Source organism: Paenibacillus sp. (genome assembly GCF_035645195.1).
Taxonomy (GTDB): Bacteria; Bacillota; Bacilli; order Paenibacillales; family YIM-B00363; genus Paenibacillus_AE.
In genome coordinates this window covers 77,103-96,961 of sequence record NZ_DASQNA010000038.1, presented here as the reverse complement: position 1 = coordinate 96,961, position 19,859 = coordinate 77,103, and the positions used below count along the sequence as shown (strand labels likewise).

20 protein-coding genes are annotated in these 19,859 nt (G+C 60.6%); 12 read left to right on the top strand and 8 right to left on the bottom strand.

The window, feature by feature from the left end; translation table 11 throughout:
* Positions 1 to 2: 2 nt before the first annotated feature.
* Both VE009_RS20300 and VE009_RS20295 read right to left on the bottom strand, forming a co-directional pair.
* The gene (locus VE009_RS20300; protein WP_325010800.1) at positions 3 to 782 is read right to left on the bottom strand and encodes a YesL family protein; all 780 of its coding nucleotides are present in this window, start codon (positions 780 to 782) and stop codon (positions 3 to 5) included.
* 715 nt (positions 783 to 1,497) lie between these two features.
* Positions 1,498 to 3,102: a DEAD/DEAH box helicase gene (locus VE009_RS20295; RefSeq protein WP_325010799.1), complete on the bottom strand. Its 1,605-nt coding sequence runs from the start codon at positions 3,100 to 3,102 to the stop codon at positions 1,498 to 1,500.
* Positions 3,103 to 3,360: 258 nt separating this feature from the next.
* Between VE009_RS20295 and VE009_RS20290 the strand changes: the two genes are divergently transcribed.
* The 6 genes from VE009_RS20290 to VE009_RS20265 all read left to right on the top strand — a co-directional run bounded on the left by VE009_RS20290 (position 3,361) and on the right by VE009_RS20265 (position 9,763).
* On the top strand, positions 3,361 to 4,191 hold the full coding sequence (locus VE009_RS20290; RefSeq protein ID WP_325010797.1) for a YitT family protein: 831 nt from the start codon (positions 3,361 to 3,363) through the stop codon (positions 4,189 to 4,191).
* Between the two features lie 355 nt (positions 4,192 to 4,546).
* Positions 4,547 to 5,608 (top strand): BMP family ABC transporter substrate-binding protein, encoded by a 1,062-nt coding sequence (locus VE009_RS20285; protein ID WP_325010795.1) that lies wholly within the window; start codon positions 4,547 to 4,549, stop codon positions 5,606 to 5,608.
* A gap of 125 nt (positions 5,609 to 5,733) precedes the next feature.
* Entirely contained in the window at positions 5,734 to 7,272 is a 1,539-nt protein-coding gene (locus VE009_RS20280; protein ID WP_325010793.1) for an ABC transporter ATP-binding protein, read from the top strand.
* Positions 7,269 to 8,342 (top strand): ABC transporter permease, encoded by a 1,074-nt coding sequence (locus VE009_RS20275; RefSeq protein WP_325010791.1) that lies wholly within the window; start codon positions 7,269 to 7,271, stop codon positions 8,340 to 8,342. Before VE009_RS20280 ends, VE009_RS20275 begins: the two co-directional genes overlap by 4 nt.
* Positions 8,339 to 9,292, top strand: coding sequence for an ABC transporter permease (locus VE009_RS20270; RefSeq protein ID WP_325010790.1), 954 nt, complete (start codon positions 8,339 to 8,341; stop codon positions 9,290 to 9,292). The genes VE009_RS20275 and VE009_RS20270 overlap by 4 nt, the downstream gene beginning before the upstream one ends.
* Positions 9,293 to 9,415: 123 nt before the next feature.
* The gene (locus VE009_RS20265; protein ID WP_325010788.1) at positions 9,416 to 9,763 is read left to right on the top strand and encodes a DUF2512 family protein; all 348 of its coding nucleotides are present in this window, start codon (positions 9,416 to 9,418) and stop codon (positions 9,761 to 9,763) included.
* A 31-nt stretch (positions 9,764 to 9,794) separates the two neighbouring features.
* Here the strand turns inward: VE009_RS20265 and VE009_RS20260 are convergent, their stop codons facing one another.
* Positions 9,795 to 10,970, bottom strand: coding sequence for an MFS transporter (locus VE009_RS20260; protein ID WP_325010786.1), 1,176 nt, complete (start codon positions 10,968 to 10,970; stop codon positions 9,795 to 9,797).
* A gap of 180 nt (positions 10,971 to 11,150) precedes the next feature.
* Here VE009_RS20260 and VE009_RS20255 point away from each other — a divergent pair, with 180 nt between their 5' ends.
* From VE009_RS20255 to VE009_RS20240, 4 genes are all read left to right on the top strand, one after another.
* The gene (locus tag VE009_RS20255) at positions 11,151 to 12,317 is read left to right on the top strand and encodes a putative glycoside hydrolase (RefSeq protein ID WP_325010784.1); all 1,167 of its coding nucleotides are present in this window, start codon (positions 11,151 to 11,153) and stop codon (positions 12,315 to 12,317) included.
* Between the two features lie 20 nt (positions 12,318 to 12,337).
* Entirely contained in the window at positions 12,338 to 13,705 is a 1,368-nt protein-coding gene (locus tag VE009_RS20250) for a multi antimicrobial extrusion protein MatE (RefSeq protein ID WP_325010782.1), read from the top strand.
* A gap of 70 nt (positions 13,706 to 13,775) precedes the next feature.
* The gene (locus VE009_RS20245; RefSeq protein WP_325010780.1) at positions 13,776 to 13,970 is read left to right on the top strand and encodes a hypothetical protein; all 195 of its coding nucleotides are present in this window, start codon (positions 13,776 to 13,778) and stop codon (positions 13,968 to 13,970) included.
* A 62-nt stretch (positions 13,971 to 14,032) separates the two neighbouring features.
* The gene (locus tag VE009_RS20240) at positions 14,033 to 14,620 is read left to right on the top strand and encodes a hypothetical protein (protein ID WP_325010778.1); all 588 of its coding nucleotides are present in this window, start codon (positions 14,033 to 14,035) and stop codon (positions 14,618 to 14,620) included.
* Positions 14,621 to 14,655: 35 nt separating this feature from the next.
* On the opposite strand, the gene pfkA is transcribed toward VE009_RS20240, so the two are convergent.
* Genes pfkA through VE009_RS20220 form a run of 4 tightly spaced genes read right to left on the bottom strand, consistent with a single transcriptional unit; the run spans position 14,656 to position 17,657 of the window.
* Entirely contained in the window at positions 14,656 to 15,621 is a 966-nt protein-coding gene (pfkA, locus tag VE009_RS20235) for a 6-phosphofructokinase (RefSeq protein ID WP_325010776.1), read from the bottom strand.
* A 23-nt stretch (positions 15,622 to 15,644) separates the two neighbouring features.
* Entirely contained in the window at positions 15,645 to 16,706 is a 1,062-nt protein-coding gene (locus tag VE009_RS20230) for a tetraprenyl-beta-curcumene synthase family protein (RefSeq protein ID WP_325010880.1), read from the bottom strand.
* 46 nt (positions 16,707 to 16,752) lie between these two features.
* A complete protein-coding gene (locus tag VE009_RS20225; RefSeq protein WP_325010774.1) occupies positions 16,753 to 17,289 on the bottom strand; it encodes a hypothetical protein in 537 nt (178 codons plus the stop codon).
* Between the two features lie 38 nt (positions 17,290 to 17,327).
* Positions 17,328 to 17,657 carry a hypothetical protein gene (locus VE009_RS20220; RefSeq protein ID WP_325010772.1) on the bottom strand — a complete coding sequence of 110 codons (330 nt, stop codon included), beginning with the start codon at positions 17,655 to 17,657 and terminating at the stop codon, positions 17,328 to 17,330.
* 158 nt (positions 17,658 to 17,815) lie between these two features.
* On the opposite strand from VE009_RS20220, the gene VE009_RS20215 reads away from it, so the two are divergent.
* A complete protein-coding gene (locus VE009_RS20215; protein WP_325010770.1) occupies positions 17,816 to 18,463 on the top strand; it encodes a nitroreductase family protein in 648 nt (215 codons plus the stop codon).
* Positions 18,464 to 18,521: 58 nt separating this feature from the next.
* Here VE009_RS20215 and VE009_RS20210 read toward each other — a convergent pair whose 3' ends face one another.
* Positions 18,522 to 19,343, bottom strand: coding sequence for a methyltransferase domain-containing protein (locus tag VE009_RS20210; RefSeq protein ID WP_325010768.1), 822 nt, complete (start codon positions 19,341 to 19,343; stop codon positions 18,522 to 18,524).
* 220 nt (positions 19,344 to 19,563) lie between these two features.
* On the opposite strand from VE009_RS20210, the gene VE009_RS20205 reads away from it, so the two are divergent.
* Complete coding sequence (locus tag VE009_RS20205; RefSeq protein ID WP_325010766.1) at positions 19,564 to 19,803, top strand: hypothetical protein; 240 nt, start codon at positions 19,564 to 19,566, stop codon at positions 19,801 to 19,803.
* Positions 19,804 to 19,859: the final 56 nt, after the last annotated feature.

Below are 19,859 nucleotides of genomic sequence, written 5' to 3'. Positions count from 1 at the left end.
CTTTAAGACTTACGTTCCTCGGACGTGTCCGCTTCGGGCTCCGCGCTGTTTTGCGCCTCGGCTTCTTCCGCTCGCTTCGCTTCCAGCTCTTCCTGCTTCGTCACGATTTTGCGGAATCCGTTATGGAAATGCCAGAACGTCACGACGGCGATCAAGCTTCCCGTGAAGAACGGGAGCAGGAACGTAAATTGCGTCAAGCTGATATACAGCACCGCGAAGCTCGAGATGCCGATCAACAGCGAACGGACCGGCTGCCCGATCGTAATCAGCAACGCGTTCTTCACGACCTGCAGCGTCTTCATATGGAGGTGAACGACGATGCAGAAGAAGTTAAACATGGCGAGCAGCGTCATTACTGAGAGCGCAATGAACAAATACGCGAGCAATCCGGCATACCCTTCCAACCCCGAGTAGAACCGGAAGTTGAAAAACAGCACCGCGAGCAGCACCATAAACAGCAGGCCGCCGATCATGCTTTGCAAATAATTTTCCTTATACGAGCGGAAAAACGTCTTCAGCAGCGGAACGTCCCCGTCCCCCATCACCCATTTGCGAGCCAGCGAGAACATCGCCGAAGTCGAAGGGAAGAGCGTAAACGGCGAAAGCACCGCGATGAGGAAAAAGATTTGCTGAATTTGCTGCTCGCTCTCCGCCATAAACAACGGCAGCATGAGCACGAATACCGGAAACGCCGTCAAAATCCAAAGTACGTTCGTCACCGATAAGCGCATGATCCATTCCGAGATGCGATAAAAGCCGCCCATCAGTCCGCGAAATTCCACGAAGCAACCTCTCCTGACCGCAGCCGCACCCATCATGAATTCGGTTACATGACGGCGATTAAGGCGGCTGTTCTTTTTCTTCTATAATACACATCGGTTCGTCCGAAAACAAAGGGAAATTGAGAAAGCCTTGTCCGACGCAGGGTTTCGGCGGCGGAGGCGGCGGCGCGACCGGCGCGCGAGCGGCGGAGGCGGCGGCGCGACCGCACAAACTTTGGGCTGTTCGCGCGGAACAGCACCGATTTTGGGCGGTCGCCGCGGGCGGCGGCCGGTGGCGTGCGCGCGAGCGGCGGAGGCGGCGGGCGCGCGAGCGACGACGGCGGCGGCACGACCGCACAAACTTTGGGCTGTTCGCGCCGAACAGCACTGATTTTGTGCGGTCGCCGCGGGCGGTGGCCGGCGGCGGGTGCGGCGAGCGGCGGAGGCGGCAGCGCGATCGCACAAGCTTGGGGCTGTTCGCGCGGAACAGCACTGATTTTGTGCGGTCGCCGCGGGCGGTGGCCGGCGGCGGGCGCGCGAGCGGCGGAGGCGGCGGCGCGACCGCACAAGCTTGGGGCTGTTCGCGCGGAACAGCACCGATTTTGGGCGGTCGCCGCGGGCGGCGCCCGGCGGCGGGCGTGCGAGCGGCAGAGGCGGCAGCGCGCCCGCGGCCCACACACAATCGCGCAAACAAAAAACCGCCCCGGGTTTCCCCGGGACGGTCCCTATTGCGCGATTACTCGGCCGAGCCGCCGCCTTCGTCGCTGCGACGCGCGCCGGCGCCTGCGCCGACCGGGCGCGAGCGCCCGCCGCCGCCATAGCCGCCGCGCTCGCCGCCGCCGTAGCCGCCGCGTCCGCCGCCGTAGCCGCCGCGCTCGCCGCCGCCGTAACGACGCTCGCCGCCGCGGTCGCCGCCGCCCGGACGGCGATCGCCGGAGCGCCCGCCGCCGTAACCGCCGCCGCCGTAGCCGCCGACGCGTCGGCCGGAGCCGCGGATGTCCGGCTTGCGCTTCTTCGCGCGAATCGGCTCTTCAGGCGTCAATGCGACTTCGACGTCCTTCTTCTCGCCGCCCGTCAGCAGCTTCATCGCCGCCGCGATCAAGTGGACGCTGTCGAACTGCTCCAGCATCTGAATCGCCGTGCCTTTGAACTCGTTGAAATCTTCGTTCTGCACGATTTCCATAATGCGCTCCGCCACGATCTTCTGCTTGCCTTCGATCGCTTCCGCCATCGACGGTACGTTGCGCTTCGCGATTTTTTGGCGCGTTACGCGCTCGATGAAGTGCAGGTGATCGATCTCCCGCGGCGTCACGAACGTCCACGACGTGCCTTCTTTGCCGGCACGGCCCGTCCGGCCGATCCGGTGGACGTACGATTCCGGATCCTGCGGAAGGTCGAAGTTGACCACGTGCGTTACGCCCGATACGTCAAGACCCCGCGCGGCGACGTCCGTCGCCACGAGCACGTCGATGCTGCCGTCGCGGAAACGGCGCATCACGGCGTCGCGCATGTTCTGAGACAAATCGCCATGCAGACCGTCAGCCGAGTAACCGCGCTTTTGCAGCGCTTCGGCCAGCTCGTCGACGCGGCGCTTCGTCCGGCCGAAAATGATCGCGAGCTCCGGCGATTCCATGTCGAGCAAGCGGCACAGCGCGTCGAACTTGCTGCGCTCGTGCACCTCGATGTACGACTGGTTGATCAGCGGCGCGCTCACTTGCTTCGGAATGACCGAGACGTGCTCCGGATTTTTCAGGAACTGCTGCGCGAGCTTTTGGATGTTCGGCGGCATCGTCGCCGAGAACAGCATCGTTTGGCGCTCTTCCGGAACGGAGCTCAGAATCGTTTGGATATCTTCGAGGAAGCCCATGTCGAGCATTTCGTCGGCTTCGTCCAGCACGACGTAACGAACGTCCTCGAGCTTCAACGTTTTGCGGTTAATATGATCGAGAAGACGTCCCGGCGTACCGATAACGACCTGAGGACGCTTCTTCAGCGCCCGGATTTGCCGCCCGATGTCCTGTCCCCCGTAAATCGGAAGCGTCTGTATGCCCTTGAAGCGCGCCAGTTTGCCGATTTCCTCGGCGACCTGAATGGCGAGCTCCCGCGTCGGACACATGATGAGCGCCGCAACCTTCTCTTCGGACGGGTCGATCGCTTGGATAATCGGAATGGAGAACGCTGCCGTCTTGCCCGTACCGGTTTGCGCTTGGCCGATCAAATCGCGCCCCTCCAAGGCGATCGGAATCGCCTTCTCCTGGATCGGGGTCGATTCTTCGAAGCCCATCTCCGTGATGGCCCTGAGGACTTTCGCCTCTAGGCCGAATTCGCTGAATGTTTTCAAATCTGCTTCAAACTCCTTTAACCATAATGGTCTTACGAAACGATACTCTTAAGCCGCTTCAGACCAGACACCGCAGGTTGTTCAATCGAGCCGCACATTTCGAATCCGGGTACCACACCCCGAAATAAAAGCATTTTCCCAAATGGAAAATACTAGCGCACTTAAGAATATGACCCCTATTATAGCATATGAAAACTTTTCAATTCCAGTTTGCCTGGAACCGAATCGTCCCATACTAATTTTAGAGGTGACAATCAGGTGACAAAAGGACTTCGGACCGCGCAAGATTGCGCGGCGATCGTCGTCGGCGCGGCGTCGATCGCGTTCGGCTTTAACGCGTTTTTGATCCCCCACCAGCTGCTGAGCGGGGGCGTATCCGGCATTTCGATGCTGGTCGGCTACCTCACGCAAAGCAATATTGCGTTGCTTTATTTTGCCCTGAACCTGCCTCTGTTTATTTGGGGGTGGGTCAAAATCGGCAAGCGTTTCGTAACGCTAAGCTTCTTGTCGGTCGCGGCGACCGTCTTTGTCATGCAGTGGATTCCCGAAGCGCGATTCAATCAAGACCCGACGATCGCTTCCGTGTTCGGCGGCGTGCTCGTCGGCCTCGGCACCGGTTTGTCGTTTCGCGCCGGCGGCTCGACCGGCGGCTTCGACATTATCGGCTCCATCTTGCTGCGCAAGTACGATTTCCCGTTAGGGGGCGTTTTATTCGCCTTGAACGGAGTCGTCATCCTCGCGCTCGGGCTGACCGAACGAGATTGGGATTTGGCATTATATTCGATGATCTCCATCTTTGTCACCGGGAAAGTCATCGACGTCATCCACACGCGCCATGTCAAGATCACCGCCTTCATCGTATCCGCGAGGAAGGACGAACTGCTGCGGCGGCTTTTGGAATATCCTCGCGGCGTCACGGTCGTCAAATCGCAGGGCGGCTTCTCCCAAACCGAGAACCATTTGCTTATGACGGTCACGACCCGTTATGAGCTGCAGCCGCTCCTGCGCATCGTCAAAGAGGTCGATCCGAACGCTTTCGTCAATATGGTCGAAACGGTCGGAGTCATGGGACTGTTTCGCAGAGAATAAGGACTTTCGAACGAAACGCCGTTTTCCGACGAAGACGGCGTTTTACGCGTAAAAATAAAGCCCTTAAATTGGAAAAGACGAACATTTTGGAATCTTTAACATAGAACATTCGTAATTCATGTAAGATTTATCTCGATTCCTGTCGAAAACCAGAACTTGTCAAAGCAAAAAAGTATAGTATAATAACCACTGTATAAAACCGTGCAACTTCGTACTAAGTCCTAGGTACTCGTCGAACCGGGAGGTGTGACGGACCCCGCCATTTCGCATATTTTCCTACATAATAGCAAATGATGGACGTAGCGTGTTCGCATCGGTTCCACCAAATTTCATACTTATCGGGGGTACGAGCTCAATGAAAAAGTGGCTTTCCATGTTCATGATTTTCACGCTGGCGGCAGTAGTGCTCGCGGCGTGCGGCGGCGGCGGCGCACAGCAGCCCGCGGAAGAAACGCCTGCGGCGGAAACTCCGGCCGAAACGCCTGCGGAAGAGCCGGCGAAGAGCGACATCCGAATCGGCATGGTTACCGATTTCGGCGGCGTCAACGATAACTCGTTCAACCAAAGCGCATGGGAAGGTCTTCAAGAGTTCGCGCAAACGTCCGGCGTCACGGTGGATTACCTCCAATCGGCGCAAGACTCCGACTACGTCCCGAACTTGAACCAATTCATACAAGAGCAATGGGACCTCGTATGGGGCATCGGCTTCCTGCTGCAGGACGCGATGCTGGAAGTCGCGAACCAAAACCCGGACGCGAAATTCGCGATCATCGACGGCGTCGTCGACGCGCCGAACGTCGCATCCGTAACTTTCAAAGAACATGAGGGCTCCTTCCTCGTCGGCGTCGTCGCGGGCCTCACGACGAAGACGAACAAAATCGGCTTCGTCGGCGGCATCGACATTCCGGTCATCCAGCGCTTCGAAGCCGGCTTCCGGGCGGGCATCGCGGCAGTGAATCCGGATGCGGAAGTCATCGAGAACTACACGGGCTCCTTCGCGGCGGCGGACCAAGGCAAAGCAGCGGCGGCGACGATGTACAACCAAGGCGCGGACATCATTTTCCACGCGGCGGGCGCGACGGGCGACGGCGTGTTCAACGAAGCCCAAGAGCAGAAGAAAGCCGGCAAAGACGTATGGGTCATCGGCGTAGACAAAGACCAATCGATCACGTTCGGCCACGAAATTACGCTGACGTCGATGATGAAGCGCGTCGACCAAGCGATGATCACCGTTTCGCAATCGGTCGTCGACGGGACGTTCGCGCCGGGCATCGTCAGCCTCGGCATCGCGGAGAACGGCGTCGGCCTGCCGGAGAACAACCCGAACGTACCGGCGGACGTACTTGCGAAGGTGCAAGAATTTGCCGACAAAATCAAGTCCGGCGAGATCGTCGTTCCGGAAACGCCGGCAGAATAATCGCCGCTTCATAACGAATCATACCGACGAAAAGGCTAGTTTGCGCTAGCCTTTTTGTTTCGTTACAATGACCTCAGCGGTTCTCGATTCGAATACGACACTGCAGTATTTAGGGGTGAATCCGAATGACCCAATCGTCGAACTACGTCGTCGAGATGATCGGTATAACCAAGCGGTTTCCGGGCATCGTCGCGAACGACAACATCAACCTCCGCGTCAAAAAAGGAAGCATCCACGCCCTGCTCGGAGAAAACGGAGCCGGCAAATCGACGCTCATGAACATTTTGTTCGGGCTGTACCAGCCCGACGAAGGCGAAATTCGCATCCACGGCAAACCGGCGGTCATTTCGAATCCGAACGTCGCGGGCGAGCTCGGCATCGGCATGGTCCATCAGCACTTTATGCTCGTCCACAATTTTACCGTTACGCAAAACATCATGCTCGGCGCGGAATCGACGAAATTCGGCTTTCACTTGAACCAGCGGAAGGCCGCGAAGAAGGTTCGGGAGCTGTCGGAGCAATACGGTCTCGCCGTCGACCCGGACGCCCTGATCGAAGACATCTCCGTCGGCCAGCAGCAGCGGGTCGAAATTCTGAAGACGCTGTACCGGGGCGCCGACATTCTCATTTTCGACGAACCGACCGCCGTGCTGACGCCGCAGGAAATCCAAGAGCTGCTCGCCATCATGAAGTCTTTGGTCGCTTCCGGCAAAACGATCATCCTTATTACGCATAAATTAAAAGAAATTATGCAGGCTTGCGACACGGTTACGGTCATCCGGCGCGGGAAAGTGATAGATACGCTCGCGGTCGCCGGGAGCAACCCGGACGAGCTCGCCGCGAAGATGGTCGGCCGCGAAGTCAATTTCGAGGTAAATAAGAAGCCTGTTCAATACGACGAAACGCTGCTCGAGCTGCGCAACGTCACGCTGCAAGACCAACGCGGCGTCAAAACGCTCGACGGCATCTCGTTCGAGCTGCGCGCCGGCGAAATTTTCGGCATCGCGGGCGTCGACGGCAACGGGCAGAAGGAGCTTGTCGAGGTGCTCACGGGCATCGCGAAGCCGACGAGCGGCGAGGTGCTGTTGAAGGGCAAGCCGATCGCCGGGGCGTCGCCTCGCGTCATTTCGGAGGAAGGCGTCGGGTACATCCCGGAGGACCGCCACAAGCGCGGCCTCGTCCTCGATTTCGACATCGGGGAAAACATGGCGCTTAAGGATTACTACAAGCCGAGTTACATAAAGTCCGGCGTACTGCAGTACGCCAAGATTTACGATAAGGCTCGGGAGCTGATCCGGCAGTTCGACGTGCGGACGCCGGACGAAAAGACGAAGGCGCGCGCGCTCTCCGGGGGCAACCAGCAAAAGATCATTATCGCCCGCGAAGTCGACGCGAATCCGGACGTGCTCATCGCCGCGCAGCCGACGCGGGGTCTCGACGTCGGCGCGATCGAATTCATCCACCGCCGTCTGGTGGAGCAGCGCGACCAAGGCAAGGCGGTGCTGCTCATCTCATTGGAGCTGGAGGAAATTATGTCTTTGTCGGATCGCATCGGCGTCATCAGCGGCGGGAAGCTGATCGGCATCGTGGAGCCGTCGCAAACGGACGAGAAAGAGCTCGGCCTCATGATGGCCGGCACGACGAAAGGAGCTGCGGGCGAATGAACGAACGAAACAATGTCGACGCGGTCCTGCTGCCTCTCCTCTCGATTTTGATCGGGCTTTTGCTCGGCGCCGTCATCATGCTGATCGGAGGCTACGATCCGATCGCCGCGTACGTCGCGCTGCTCGATAAGGCGTTCGGCAGCATGTACAACTTCGGCGAGACGATTCGCCAAATTACGCCGTTGATTTTGACCGGTCTCGCGGTCGCGTTCGCCTTCCGGACCGGGCTGTTCAACATCGGCGCCGAAGGGCAGTTTCTGGTCGGTTCCCTCGCCTCGCTGTACGTCGGCATTCAGTGGACCTTCCTGCCGCCGGTCGTGCACGCGGCGGCGGCGGTCATCGCCGGCGCGCTCGCGGGCGCGTTCTGGGGCGCGCTCGTCGGCTATGCGAAAGCCGTACGCGGCGTGCACGAGGTCATCACCTCGATCATGCTGAATTGGATCGCCCTGTTCTTCGTAAATTACATCAATAAAACGTTTTTCGTGCCGCAAGGGCAGCAGCGTTCCGCCGAAATCGCGAAGTCCGCGTACCTGAACATCCCGTTCGTCACGGAGCTGTTCAACAACGCGCGGCTCAGCTTCGGCATCGTCATCGCCCTGCTTTGCGCGGTCCTGTTTCATTACTACCTATTTAAAACGAAGGGCGGCTTCGAACTTCGGGCCGTCGGCCTCAACAAGCACGCCGCCCAGTATGCCGGCATGAACGTGAACGGCAGCATCGTGCGCGCCATGGCGATCAGCGGCTCGTTCGCGGGCATCGCCGGCGCCATCGAAGTGCTCGGCGTCTTTCATTATCAGTCCATCATGAGCGTATCGCCGGGATACGGCTTCCAAGGCATCGCGGTCGCCATGATCGGCGGCACGGCCGCGCTCGGCACGGTACTCGGCGCCATTCTGATGGGCATCCTTACGTTCGGCGCAGCCGGGATGAAGTTCGGCGCCAACGTCCCGCCGGAGCTGGTGAACATCGTCATCGCGCTGATCATCTTCTTCCTCGCGGCCAGCGGCATTATTCGACCGTTGACGCGATATTTCCGCGGACGGAAACAGAAAGGAGGCGGCGCCGCATGAGCGGATGGGACATCGCAAGCGACTTGATTCATACGACGCTCGTTTTCGCGACGGCGCTCATGTTCGGCGCGCTCGGCGGGCTGTGGTCGGAGCGTTCCGGCGTCGTCAATATCGCGATCGAGGGCATGATGACGATCGGCGCGTTCACGGGCGCCGTCGTCGCCTACTTCGCGGGCTCCCCGTGGATCGGCTTCGGAGCGGCGATCGTAGCGGGCGCGCTGTTCGCTCTCCCGCACGCCGTCGCGTCGGTCACGTACAAAGCCGACCAAACGATCAGCGGCGTCGCCCTGAACTTCCTCGCGGTCGGCATGGGCTTGTACTTGACGAAGCTGATTTTCAACGGCCAAGGCCAAACGCCGAACCTCGCGAGCGGGAACGCCGGATTGATGATTTCCAAGATGCAAATTCCGGGCCTGTCGGACATCCCGTTCTTCGGCCACGCGTTCTTCGAGGCGTACCCGACGACGTACATCGCGCTGCTGCTGATGCTCGTCACTTGGTACATCTTGTACCGCACGCCTTGGGGGCTGCGCCTTCGCGCCGTCGGCGAGCATCCGAAGGCCGCCGACACCGCGGGCGTGAACGTCTATCTCGTCCGCTACTTGGCGGTGCTGACGAGCGGCGCGTTCGCCGCGATGGGCGGCGCGACGCTGGCGCTGACGACGACGGCCAGCTTCTCGCACTCGACAGTCGCGGGCCAAGGCTTTATCGCTCTCGCCGCGCTCATCTTCGGCAAATGGCATCCGATGGGCGCCGTCGCCGCCGCGTTCTTCTTCGGCATCGTGACGTCGATTAAGTTCCTGCTGCCGTACATCGGCCTCGGCCATGTGCCGCCGGACATCATTTCGATGCTGCCGTACGCGCTCACCCTGCTCGTGCTCGTCTCCTTCGTCGGCCGCGCGACCGCGCCGCTCGCTTCAGGGGTTCCATACGAGAAAGGCTCCAGATAAATCGATAAAAGCCGAATCCTTCCCGGATTCGGCTTTTTCGTCCATTCGCCCCCATCGCGCATATCCCCCTTCGTTTTGAGGAACGATGAACGTATGCCACAAATTTAAGGGGGCGAAAGCATTATGGGTAAATTTTTATTGAAGCTGCTGTTGAACGGCATCATCGTCGTGCCGCTCCTGCTTTGGTTCGGCACCGTTTCGTTCTGGGAAGCCGTGCTCGCCGCGACCGTCTTGTGCGTCATCGCCTATTTCATCGGCGACAAAATCATTTTGCCGGCTACGAACAACTGGGTCGCCACGATCGCCGACTTCGGCTTAACCTACGTTTACGTATGGATGGTCGGCTCGTTCCTGCTGTGGAACATTTCGCTCGGCGAAGCGTTCTGGATTTCGCTCGGCGTCGCGGCCGTGGAGCTGCTGTTCCACACAATGATTCCGGAAAACCGCAAAATGCGCAAAGCGGCGTCGTAACGATCCAGCCGCTCGCAAGAGAGTCAAGCCGTCAGGCGCCGCCTGACGGCTTTTCCGCGCGGACGCGCCCTCTGCGCTGCGCAGCATGCGTCAACAGGAACGCGGCGCCCGCAACGCCGGCCGCAGCCGCCCCGAACCCGTATGCGCTCTGGAAGCCTCCCCAGCCCTCGATCCAGCCCCCCAGCGTGCCGCTGGCAAGCCCCGTGACGCCGATAAACACTGCGGAAAACAACGATTGTCCGGTGGATCGAAATTCCGTCGGCACGATGCGCACTACATAGGCGACCCCGGCCACCCAAAACACTGCGAACGTGAGCATGTGGCTCGCTTGCATCGCGAGCAGCAGCATCGGGTCGTCCACAAGCGCGTAAGCGATCCAACGGACGACATACAAGGCTGCGACGATTCCGAGGAGCGCCAACTCGTGAATTTTGTTCAGGTACCGGTGCAATAAGGCGAACGTCGGAATTTCGCTCATCGCGGCGATCGCCCAAGCGAGGCCGACCATCTGGTCGCTTGCGCCTAAATCGCTTAAATAGAGCCCGAGAAAGCCGTCGTTCATTCGATGCGGAAGCATCATTATGAACACGAGCAGCAAAAACCAAAGCAGCGACCGATTGCGCACCACGGCCGACAGCGAACGCAGCGTCACCGGCGGGGCCGCGATGCGGACGTCCTTCAGCGCGATCAGCAGCAGCAGAGGCGCCGCCCACACGCCCCAATACAGCCATTGCAAAGCGCCGACGCCCCCGATCCAGACGAGCAGCGCTCCGGAAAACAGCGCGAACGCGGTGAAGCCGACCGATCCCCACATCCGAACCGATCCGTAGCCGACCTTGGCCTCTTCCGCGGCCCGGATCGCCAACGAGTCTAAGAGCGGACTGGAAGGCATAAGAAAAAAGTAGAGCAGCGTCGTAAACACCAGCGTCGGCGCGAAGCCGTCCGCCGCGAACACTCCGACGCTGCACGCGAGCTGGAGCAGCCAAAGCAAGGCGAGCACCTTTTTCACCGTTTGAAACTTATCGCTCACGTATCCCCACATCGGCTGGGCGACGATCGCCGTGAACGGTCCGATCATCAGCAGCAGTCCGATTTGCACGGTCGTGAATCCTTTGGCTGCGAAGTACAGCGGCAAATACGGCAGCAGCACGGCATTCGAGCAGTAATACAAGGCGGTCACCGCCTTGACGATGGTCAATTGCTTCATGGTTCCCCTCTTCCGTTTCCGATAACGTCTCTATTTAAACTTTCCATCCATCGTACTCCAATCGGGGACAAATGAGAAGCGCGGCATCCGTTTCCAAACATTTGCGACAAATTCCACTGTGCCCGATGCAAACGTTGTCATATAATGGGGAAAGCGAGCGAATGGGGGAGTGCGACAACTATGCAAAGTATCGTAGCCGCGTTATTGCTGATGCTTGGCGGCGGCGCGCAGGCGGAAGCGCAGCCGACGCTCGACGATTGGATTCGAGCGGCGGAGCAGGCTCGACAGGCGGCCGTCCACGCCGAGCGCGGTTCGTCGGGCATCCCGATGATCGAGAAGAACGATCCGCAGCCGGACGCCCCGAAGGTTCGAGGCATTTACGCGACCGCCCACAGCGCCGGAGGCGCCCGGCTGGACACGCTGCTGACGCTCATCGACGACACCGAGCTGAACAGCCTCGTCGTCGACGTGAAAGACGATTACGGTTATATTACGTACCCTACGACCGATCCGGAGCTCGCGGCGCGGGGAACGGCGAAGAACATTATCCGCGATCCCGCCGCGCTGCTTGGCCGGCTCTCCGAGCATGACGTATATCCGATCGCCCGCGTCGTCGTGTTCAAGGATTCCGTCTTGGCGGAAGCTCGCCCCGACCTCAGCTTCGTGGGGCAGGACGGCGCCGTGTGGAAGAACGGACGCGGGGAAGCGTTCGTCAACCCGTACCGCAAAGAGGTATGGGAGTACAACATCCAAGTCGCGAAAGACGCCGCCAAGCTCGGGTTTAAGGAAATCCAGTTCGATTACGTCCGGTTCCCCGAAGGATTCGAGAAGAAAGCGGACATCTTAGATTATCACAAAGACGAACGCCGACGAATCGAAGTCGTCGCCGATTTCGTCAAATACGCGCGGGAACAGCTCGAGCCGCTCGGCGTGCGGGTGTCCGTCGACATCTTCGGCTACGCCGCTTCGGTGCCCGCCGCCGAGGGCATCGGGCAGGATTTCGAAGCGATTTCCAAATACGTCGACGTCATCTGCCCGATGATTTATCCGAGCCATTATACGGCCGGCTGGTTCGGGTCCGCCGTGCCCGACGCTGCGCCGTACGTCACGATCGACGGGGCGATGAAAGATACGCACGAGAAGCTCGAACCGCTCGGCCCGTTCAAGCCGATTATCCGCCCGTGGATCCAAGACTTCACCGCTTCCTGGGTGAAAGGGTATATCAAGTACGGCAAGCGCGAAGTCGAGGAGCAAATCCGGGCGCTAATGGACAACGGCGTCGACGAATTTTTGCTGTGGAACGCCAATAACCGCTATACGCAGGGCGTCGATTACGATTTGCAGTAACTTGAGGAGATGAAACCCGCATGAGCCGCACCGCCGCTGCAGCCGTAGCGAAACGCCAGGCGGCGGCCGGGCAGACCATGGGAACGCTGCTGCGTTTCTTCGCGCCGCTCGGCTTCGCCGCCTGCCTCGTCACCATCACGCATTCCATCATCCATGCGACGCTGGCCCAAGCGGCTCGCCCGGAAATCGCCATCGCGACGTACGCGCTCGGTATGAGCCTGATCGGCTTGACGGAGCGCCCGTCTTCGCTGCTTCGGCAGACAAGCTCCGCCCTCGTCCGCGACGCGCTCTCGTTCCGCGCCATGTCCGGCGTCACGCGGCTGTTCATCGCCGCCGTCGTCGCGCTCGGCATCCTGATCTGCTACACGCCGTTCGGCACCTGGCTGTTCCGGTCGGCGTACGGCGCCGACGCGGCGCTCGTGCCGGAAATCATTCACGGCTACCAGTTTCTGATGTGGGTAAGCGTCTTCTCCGCCGTACGCTGTCTGTACCATGGCGTCATTATCAGCCAGATGCGGACGAAATGGGTCACCATCGGAATGGTCGTCCGCTTGTTCGGCATGGTCGCGCTGTCGTGGTACTTCGTTCGCACCGATTCGGTGACGAGCGGCGCGATCGGCGGTCTCATTTTCGCCGTCGGCATGTTGATCGAAGCCGCTGTCTGCTGGGCGGAAGGACGGACGCTGACGCGCAAGCTGCCTGAGCGACTCGATGGACACGATATCGCGACCAAGCGGCATGTTTTCGGCTTCTACCGGCCGCTGCTGCTTTCCTCCTTCCTCGTCGTCGCGGTGCCGCCGGCGATCAACGCGCTGCTCGGGAAGACGGTCGACGTCGCGCTGTCGATCGCGTCGTTCGCCGTGGCGTCCAGCGTATTCAACTTGGTCATGAGCGTGTTCACGTACATCCACCAAATCGTGCTCAATTTTTACCCGACGTCCCCGAAGCTGGTCATCCGCTTTCAATGGCTCGTCGCCTTCGCCCCCGCGGCGCTCACGACGGCGATCGCCTTCTCGCCGGCGGGCCCTTTCCTGTTATCCGAAGCGATGGGGCTGTCGGGCCGGCTGCTCGAAGCGACGGTCGGCGTGCTGAAGGCGTTCGGCCTGCTCGCGCTGCTGATGCCTTGGGTCGATTTCGGCAACGGATTCCTGATGTTGTACCGGCGCACGCACGTGTTTTTATGGTCGCAAGCCGCCAACGCCGTCGCCGCCGTCAGCTTGCTCCTCCCGCTCGTCATCCTCGCTCCGCATTGGAACGGCGCGATCGGACCTTTGGCGCTTGCCGCCGGCACCGCCGCGGAGCTCGCCGTCGTCGGAACCGCGCTGTACCGCGCGAGGTACGAGCTTGGGTTCCGAGACCGGCCGAAGTCGAGCCGCCGTCCCGCGTAATCGGGGGTGCCTGCGCATGCGTATTCTCCTCTCCCCTGGGCAACCCTAAGCGGCGGGGGGAGATCAACGCATGGTCAAACGATTGCAGACGGACATGCAGTTCGAACGCGCCCTGCACGCCCGGTCCACGGTGTACGCCAGGCGCCGTCATGCGGGGCAGCTCGATCACGTCGGGGCTTTAGACGCTTTCAATCCGATCTTCGTCACCCTGTCGGGGGCCCGGCTGTTCCGAGACGATTATGAATTTATTATGAAGAGCCCGTGATACGCGCACGTTGCCGCCGAGAAATCGCCTTCATATGTTAAGAAGAAAAGGAGGCGGTCGGCGTGAAGTCCCGGTTATCGCTGCGCGACAAAACGAAGATCGACGCTTGGATCCGCGAATTGGAGGCGGACGGCGGCGGCCCGGCGGCGGAGGACGAGATGCTGCGCAAGCTGGAGCTGCCGTATTCGCTGCTCGGCGCCGGCAAGCACCGTGCGGTCTTCGATTTGGAAGACGGCTCGATTTTGAAGGTCGCGAAAGTCGCTAAGGGCATCGCTTGCAACGCCCGGGAGGAAGATTTGTTTCGCCGCAGCCCGTCGGGGCTTAGGAAACATCTGTGCCCGATCGTCGAAGCCGGGCACGGGTGGCTCGTCATGAAACGGGTGACGGACCGCGTGCCTAAGAAGAAAAAGTTCGAACGGCAGCTTCGCCGCATCTTGGAGCGCTTCTTCTTCGAAGAAGGCCTTCGCATTTCCGATATCGTGGGCCGGAACAACGGCAGGCCGAAGCGAGGCAACATTCGCCTCCATCGCGGGAAGCGCATCGTGCTCATCGATTACGCCAACGTCTACCCCGCCGAAGGCGAACCGCCGGCGGTGTGGTCCCTTCTTGCCCGTTCGCGCAAGGCGTCAGACGACGAAAAGCCCGCATAACCGATGGTTCCATCGGCTATGCGGGCTTTGACTTGTTATTGCGACAAGCGAAGCGCCAAATCGTACAATTCTTTGTTGAACGGCTTCTTCGTCGTGACGACTTTCTCGATGTCGGTCGCGACGAGCTCGTTCTGGATGACGCCGCACGCTTTGCCGGAATCGCCGGCGATCAAGCGGCGCACCGCGAAGTCGCCGAGGCGGCTCGCGAGAATGCGGTCGTTATGCGTCGGCGAACCGCCGCGCTGGATGTGGCCGAGCACCGTGACCCGGCAGTCGATGCCGCTGGAAGCGGTGATCCGATTGGCGATGTCCTCGCCCTTGCCGACGCCCTCGGCGACGAGAATGATGCTGTGCCGTTTGCCGCCCGAGAAGTGATGCTTCATGTTCGCCGCGATTTGGTCGAGGTCGAACGGCACCTCCGGCACGAGAATCGCCTCCGCACCGCTCGCGAGACCCGCGTACAGCGCGATGTCGCCGCAGTGCCGGCCCATGACTTCGACGACGGACGAACGCTCGTGCGACGTCATCGTGTCGCGCAGCTTGTTCACCGCGTCGACGACGATGCCGACGGCGGTGTCGAAGCCGATCGTGAAATCGGTGAACGGGATGTCGTTGTCGATCGTGCCCGGCAGCCCCATCGTTTTGATGCCTTGCAGGCGAAGCTTGTTCGCGCCTTGGTACGAGCCGTCGCCGCCGATGACGACGAGGCCGTCGATGCCGCGCTTGCGCAGGTTGTCCGCCGCGATTTGCTGCCCTTCGAGCGTCATGAACTCTTTGGAGCGCGCCGTTTGGAGAATCGTGCCCCCGCGCTGAATGATGTCGCCGACGCTTCGCAGATCCATTTCCCGAATGTCGTCGTGAATGAGGCCGTGGTATCCGCGCTGAACCGCGAACACCTTCAGTCCGTGGAACAGGGCGCTCCGGACGACCGCCCGCACGGCCGCGTTCATGCCTTGGGAGTCTCCCCCGCTCGTCAACACCGCTATCGATTGCACCGTCATACAGTATGTCTCCTTCCGACCGATTAGGTTCTGGCTTTTTGAATTTGGGGTTGGTTCAGGCCTTGCCGCTTTCGAATCCAGACGCTGTTCGCCCAGAAGAAGAGACGGGTCCAAGGACTGTTGCGCATTAAACGTTTGGTGATCATCTCGACGTCGCTCTGCCTGCGCACCTTCGGATCGGATAAATACAGGGCCAGCAGCCCTTCCACGACCATCCCGTGGAACCGCCGGTCGGCGACGTCCCTCACCCGCTCGCGCGCCTGCTCCGCGATCCATTCGATCCGTTCCGCGGTACGCCGCGCGCTGCCGTAGTACGTGCAGAAATTCAGATCTCCCCCGATGCGGTCTTCCTCGGTGTCGATCAGATAATCGAGCAAAATGTGCAAGCTGCAGACGTACGGAAAATACGCTTCGCGCGTGCGTTTCGCCGCTTCGGCGTCGAGTCCGTCGCCGGCCGCCGCCGCGAACAAATAAAACATGCCGAGCGTCGAGCCCGTCGCCGCGGCGAATTCGTTCCATTCGAGCTCCGGGTGCTTGTCCCGATGAAGCGACCACCAATCCGTCAAGGCCGGTTCCCGCTCCTCGTGACGAATATGTTTGTGCACCTGCAGGTCTCCGTACAAGCCTACGAGCTCCTGCACGTGCGGCTTGACCGCTAAGTAGGAAGGGAGCGTACCGACGCACTGACGGCACGTTTCGACGAGCCGCCGCAAATAGCCTCCGTCCTCCCGCTCCGTCCGATACGCGTAATAATCGGAGATCGGCCGGTCCGGATCGACGGCTTCGTGCATGGCGAGATGCAGCTGCCGGAAATCGTCCGCGTCCATCGAGGTGGAGCGATCGCATAAATTATCGAGATAATCGCTGATCGTCTGCAGCGCCACGATGAGCGGCACGAGCTCGCGGCTGCGTTCCGGCCGAATGAGGGCGTAGATGGAGCCCCCTTCGCAGTGGAACCGCTTGTTCTCGATGCTCGCCAGCGCCTGCGTGCGCAGCTCCGCGTCGGGAATGCGCGACGCCTCCGCCGTCCAGCGATCCAGCTCCCGAGCGACGTCGGGCAAGATATGTCGATACACGCGCAGCATGAGCGAGATCGGCCCGCGCGGAGCCGCCCCCGGGTTGCGTTCGGCGTCAATCAAGAACCGTACCTCCGAAGCATTGTTGGTAGCAATATTCGACGACGACGGCCATCTCCATCCGCTGGATGAGCCGGAGCGCCGCCGTTTCTTTCTCGTCCCCGCGGCCGACCGCCCGCTGCACCGCGCGAACGAACGCGTACGGATCCCAGGCGTCGCCGCTCGCGAACGCGGCGCCGCCCTCCATCGGTTCCGCAGCCCGGGCGATGCCGACATAGCACGGATGCGCGCCGACCCGCCGGAACCAATACTCGGCGTTCCAGTAATCGCCCTCCATCCGGTGCATGATGCCGTGCAGCAGGCTCCCGGTCGCCGACGGAATGTCCTGCGAGAGCGAATGCGAGCCGTCCAAGTCGTCGTTCCAGAGCAGCAGAGCGGATCGCAGGGCGTCCCCCGCCTCGCCCGAAGGCAGCGGCAGCGCCGAGATCGCCTTCGAGAGCGACGGATCCCATACGCGCTCCGGCTTCAACCCCTGCATCGGCTCGCGCCCCGCGAGCGTCTCGATCCATGCCCGGACCTCCCGTGCGCTCACGATACCGCCTCCCGATCGAATTCTTCCATATAGTATAGCTAATGATGGGCTTTGACCGCAACGTCTTGGTTCAAGCGGAACAACAGGTGCAGATCGTTGATCCGGCTCGCCCGATCGGCGATTTCCCACGTCAGGTCGCAGACGACGTCGAACCGTTCCTCGTCGTCGAGCCGCTGCTGCAGCGCGACGATTTCCTTCTCGAACGCAAAGATGCGATCCGGTATGCGGCCGCGAACCGTTTCCCAATAATAGATCATTTCCGACTGCTCGCTCGGCGTGAACGCGTCCCAATCTTTCCGCAGCTGCGGGACCGGGATGCCGAGCCGTTCGTCGTAAGCGAAATGCCGTTCCGGGGCGAAGGTTTTCATTCGCAGTTCCTCCGTTTCTTGCAAAAACACCCATGGTTATCAATATACACGTTCTCCGTGACGAAGGGAACTCGAGCGGCTTGACGTCCCGGAGCGGAAAGGTATAATTAGGATATGGTATTAGTACCAACTACTAAAATAAGAGGCGCGTGAAATCGATGTCCTATTCCATTATTAAAGCGAACATGCACGAACGCCGCAGCGTTCGGAAATATACTGAACAACCGGTCAGCGCGGACGACATCCGCGAACTGATCGACTGCGCCCGTTACGCGCCCAGCGACACGAACTCGCAGACGTGGGAATTCGTCGCCGTGCTGAACCGCGGCAAAATCGCCCGCATCGAGGAGCTGACGTGGGAGGCGCTTCACCGTCGAGCGGCGGAAGCGACCGCGCGCGGACTCGAGAAGGAAGCCCGGATGCTGACGCGCTCCTTCGGCCCGTACGCTACGGCGTTCCGCGATGCGCCGGCGCTGATCGTCTGCCTCGCGACCCCGTACGAATCGAAGTTTCGGGACAAAATTTTCGACCCGATCGGACTCGTGCCGGACGAGGTATGGCGCGAGGAGGGCATCAAGTCGAGCTGCCTCGCGGCGCAAAACTTGATGCTCGCCGCTCACGCCCGCGGTCTCGCCACCTGCCCGATGACCGGCCCCGTCCTGCTGGCGGAGGAGGAGCTGAAGTCGTTCCTCTCGATCCGCGACGAAGCGCAGGTCAACATGGTCATCGCGCTCGGCTACCCGGCGGAGACGCCGGCGAAGCTGCCGCGCAAACCGGTCGAAGACATTCTTACGATTATCGACTAAATGCCGAAAGGGCTGCATGAAGCGCATCTTTGCGATGCGTCTCAAGCAGCCCTTTTCGTCATAGGGTAGGTTTGGCGATTTTGAGCAGCTCCGTCGATCCCGGCAGGAACGGCAGGCGCGACGGGAGCAGCTCCGCGGCCGCGCCGCGATCCTCCGTCAACGTCCGGAGCAGCTCGTCGAGCCTTGCGTACTTCGCGAATCGCAGCGAGTAGACCGGGTATATTCGGATTTCGCCTCCGGGCCTCACGACCCGGTACAGCTCCAGCAGCGCGTCGCGATGAAACTCGTACGGAAATTGTTCTTCATATAGGAACAAGAAGTGACTGCATAAGACGAGCTCGAACGTCTCGTCCGGGAACGGCAGCTCCGGCAGCGCGGCGGCCGTATAGGCGGGACGGCGATCGCCGTCTCTGCCGCGATTGCGGCTGCGCCCCGCCTCGCTCCGATAATGGTCGATGAATCGTTCAAGCGACGCTTCCCGGTTAATCCGATGCTCCGTAAGCGAACCATAGAACGACCAATCGAATTTGTCCTTCAGCCGCTCCAGCTTCGATGTGGATGCCGCGATTTCCTCGGCGCTCTCCCGGTACAATTCGTCGGGCGTCTTCGCGTACCGCGGATCCGCGGCGAACGCCTCGTACCCTCGCGCGGCCGCTTCGGCCGTGAACGAGGACGCTCCCCCGGCAACGTTCAGCACCGCCCCTCGGGCAAGGCGAGTTTCCTCCAGTGCGAACATTGCCTCATACTCGCGGAACGAGCGGCACGTGACGGCGACTCCCTCCTGCGGGTAGTGCCGCGGTTCCCTCTTCCGTCGAACCGCGGGGCTTCGCTCGTCGCCCTCAGTTTCTTCGTTGCGGTCGATCCTGTCGTTCAAACTCATGTTCTTCGCTCCTCTCGGCTCTTCTCGACTCTTCTCGGCTCTTCTCGGTGATGATTTCGGCGGGGGCCCATTAGACGGCTCCGCGCCCCTCCCCCGCTCCGCTTGGTTGGACTTCGTTGCGTCCGGCCCCGGCGCGGCGGTTGCCAGATATTGTATCATCGTCGTTTGCAATTGTCTCGACATTTTTGGTATGATGCGCGAAAAGGGAGCTGATACGGCGATGTCGACGACGAAAAAAGTAGAAATTTTCAAACGCGATAAATGGAATATGATCAAAGCCGAAGTGCGCGGCCGCGAAATCGAAGTGATCGAAATCAGCGATCAGTGGGGCGAAGAATCGAGGACGTTCTACAGCCGCGCGGAGCTGATGAACTGGGTGGAGCAGCGCTTCGCGCCGGGCCGGTATCAAGGTTCGGAAGAGGAGCGGGAGGACATTATCGCGCAGTTCCGCTCTTTGTAATGGTTGGTTTTGGTTTGGGCCAAAAAAGGCTGTCCCGGAAAAGCGCGTCGATGCGC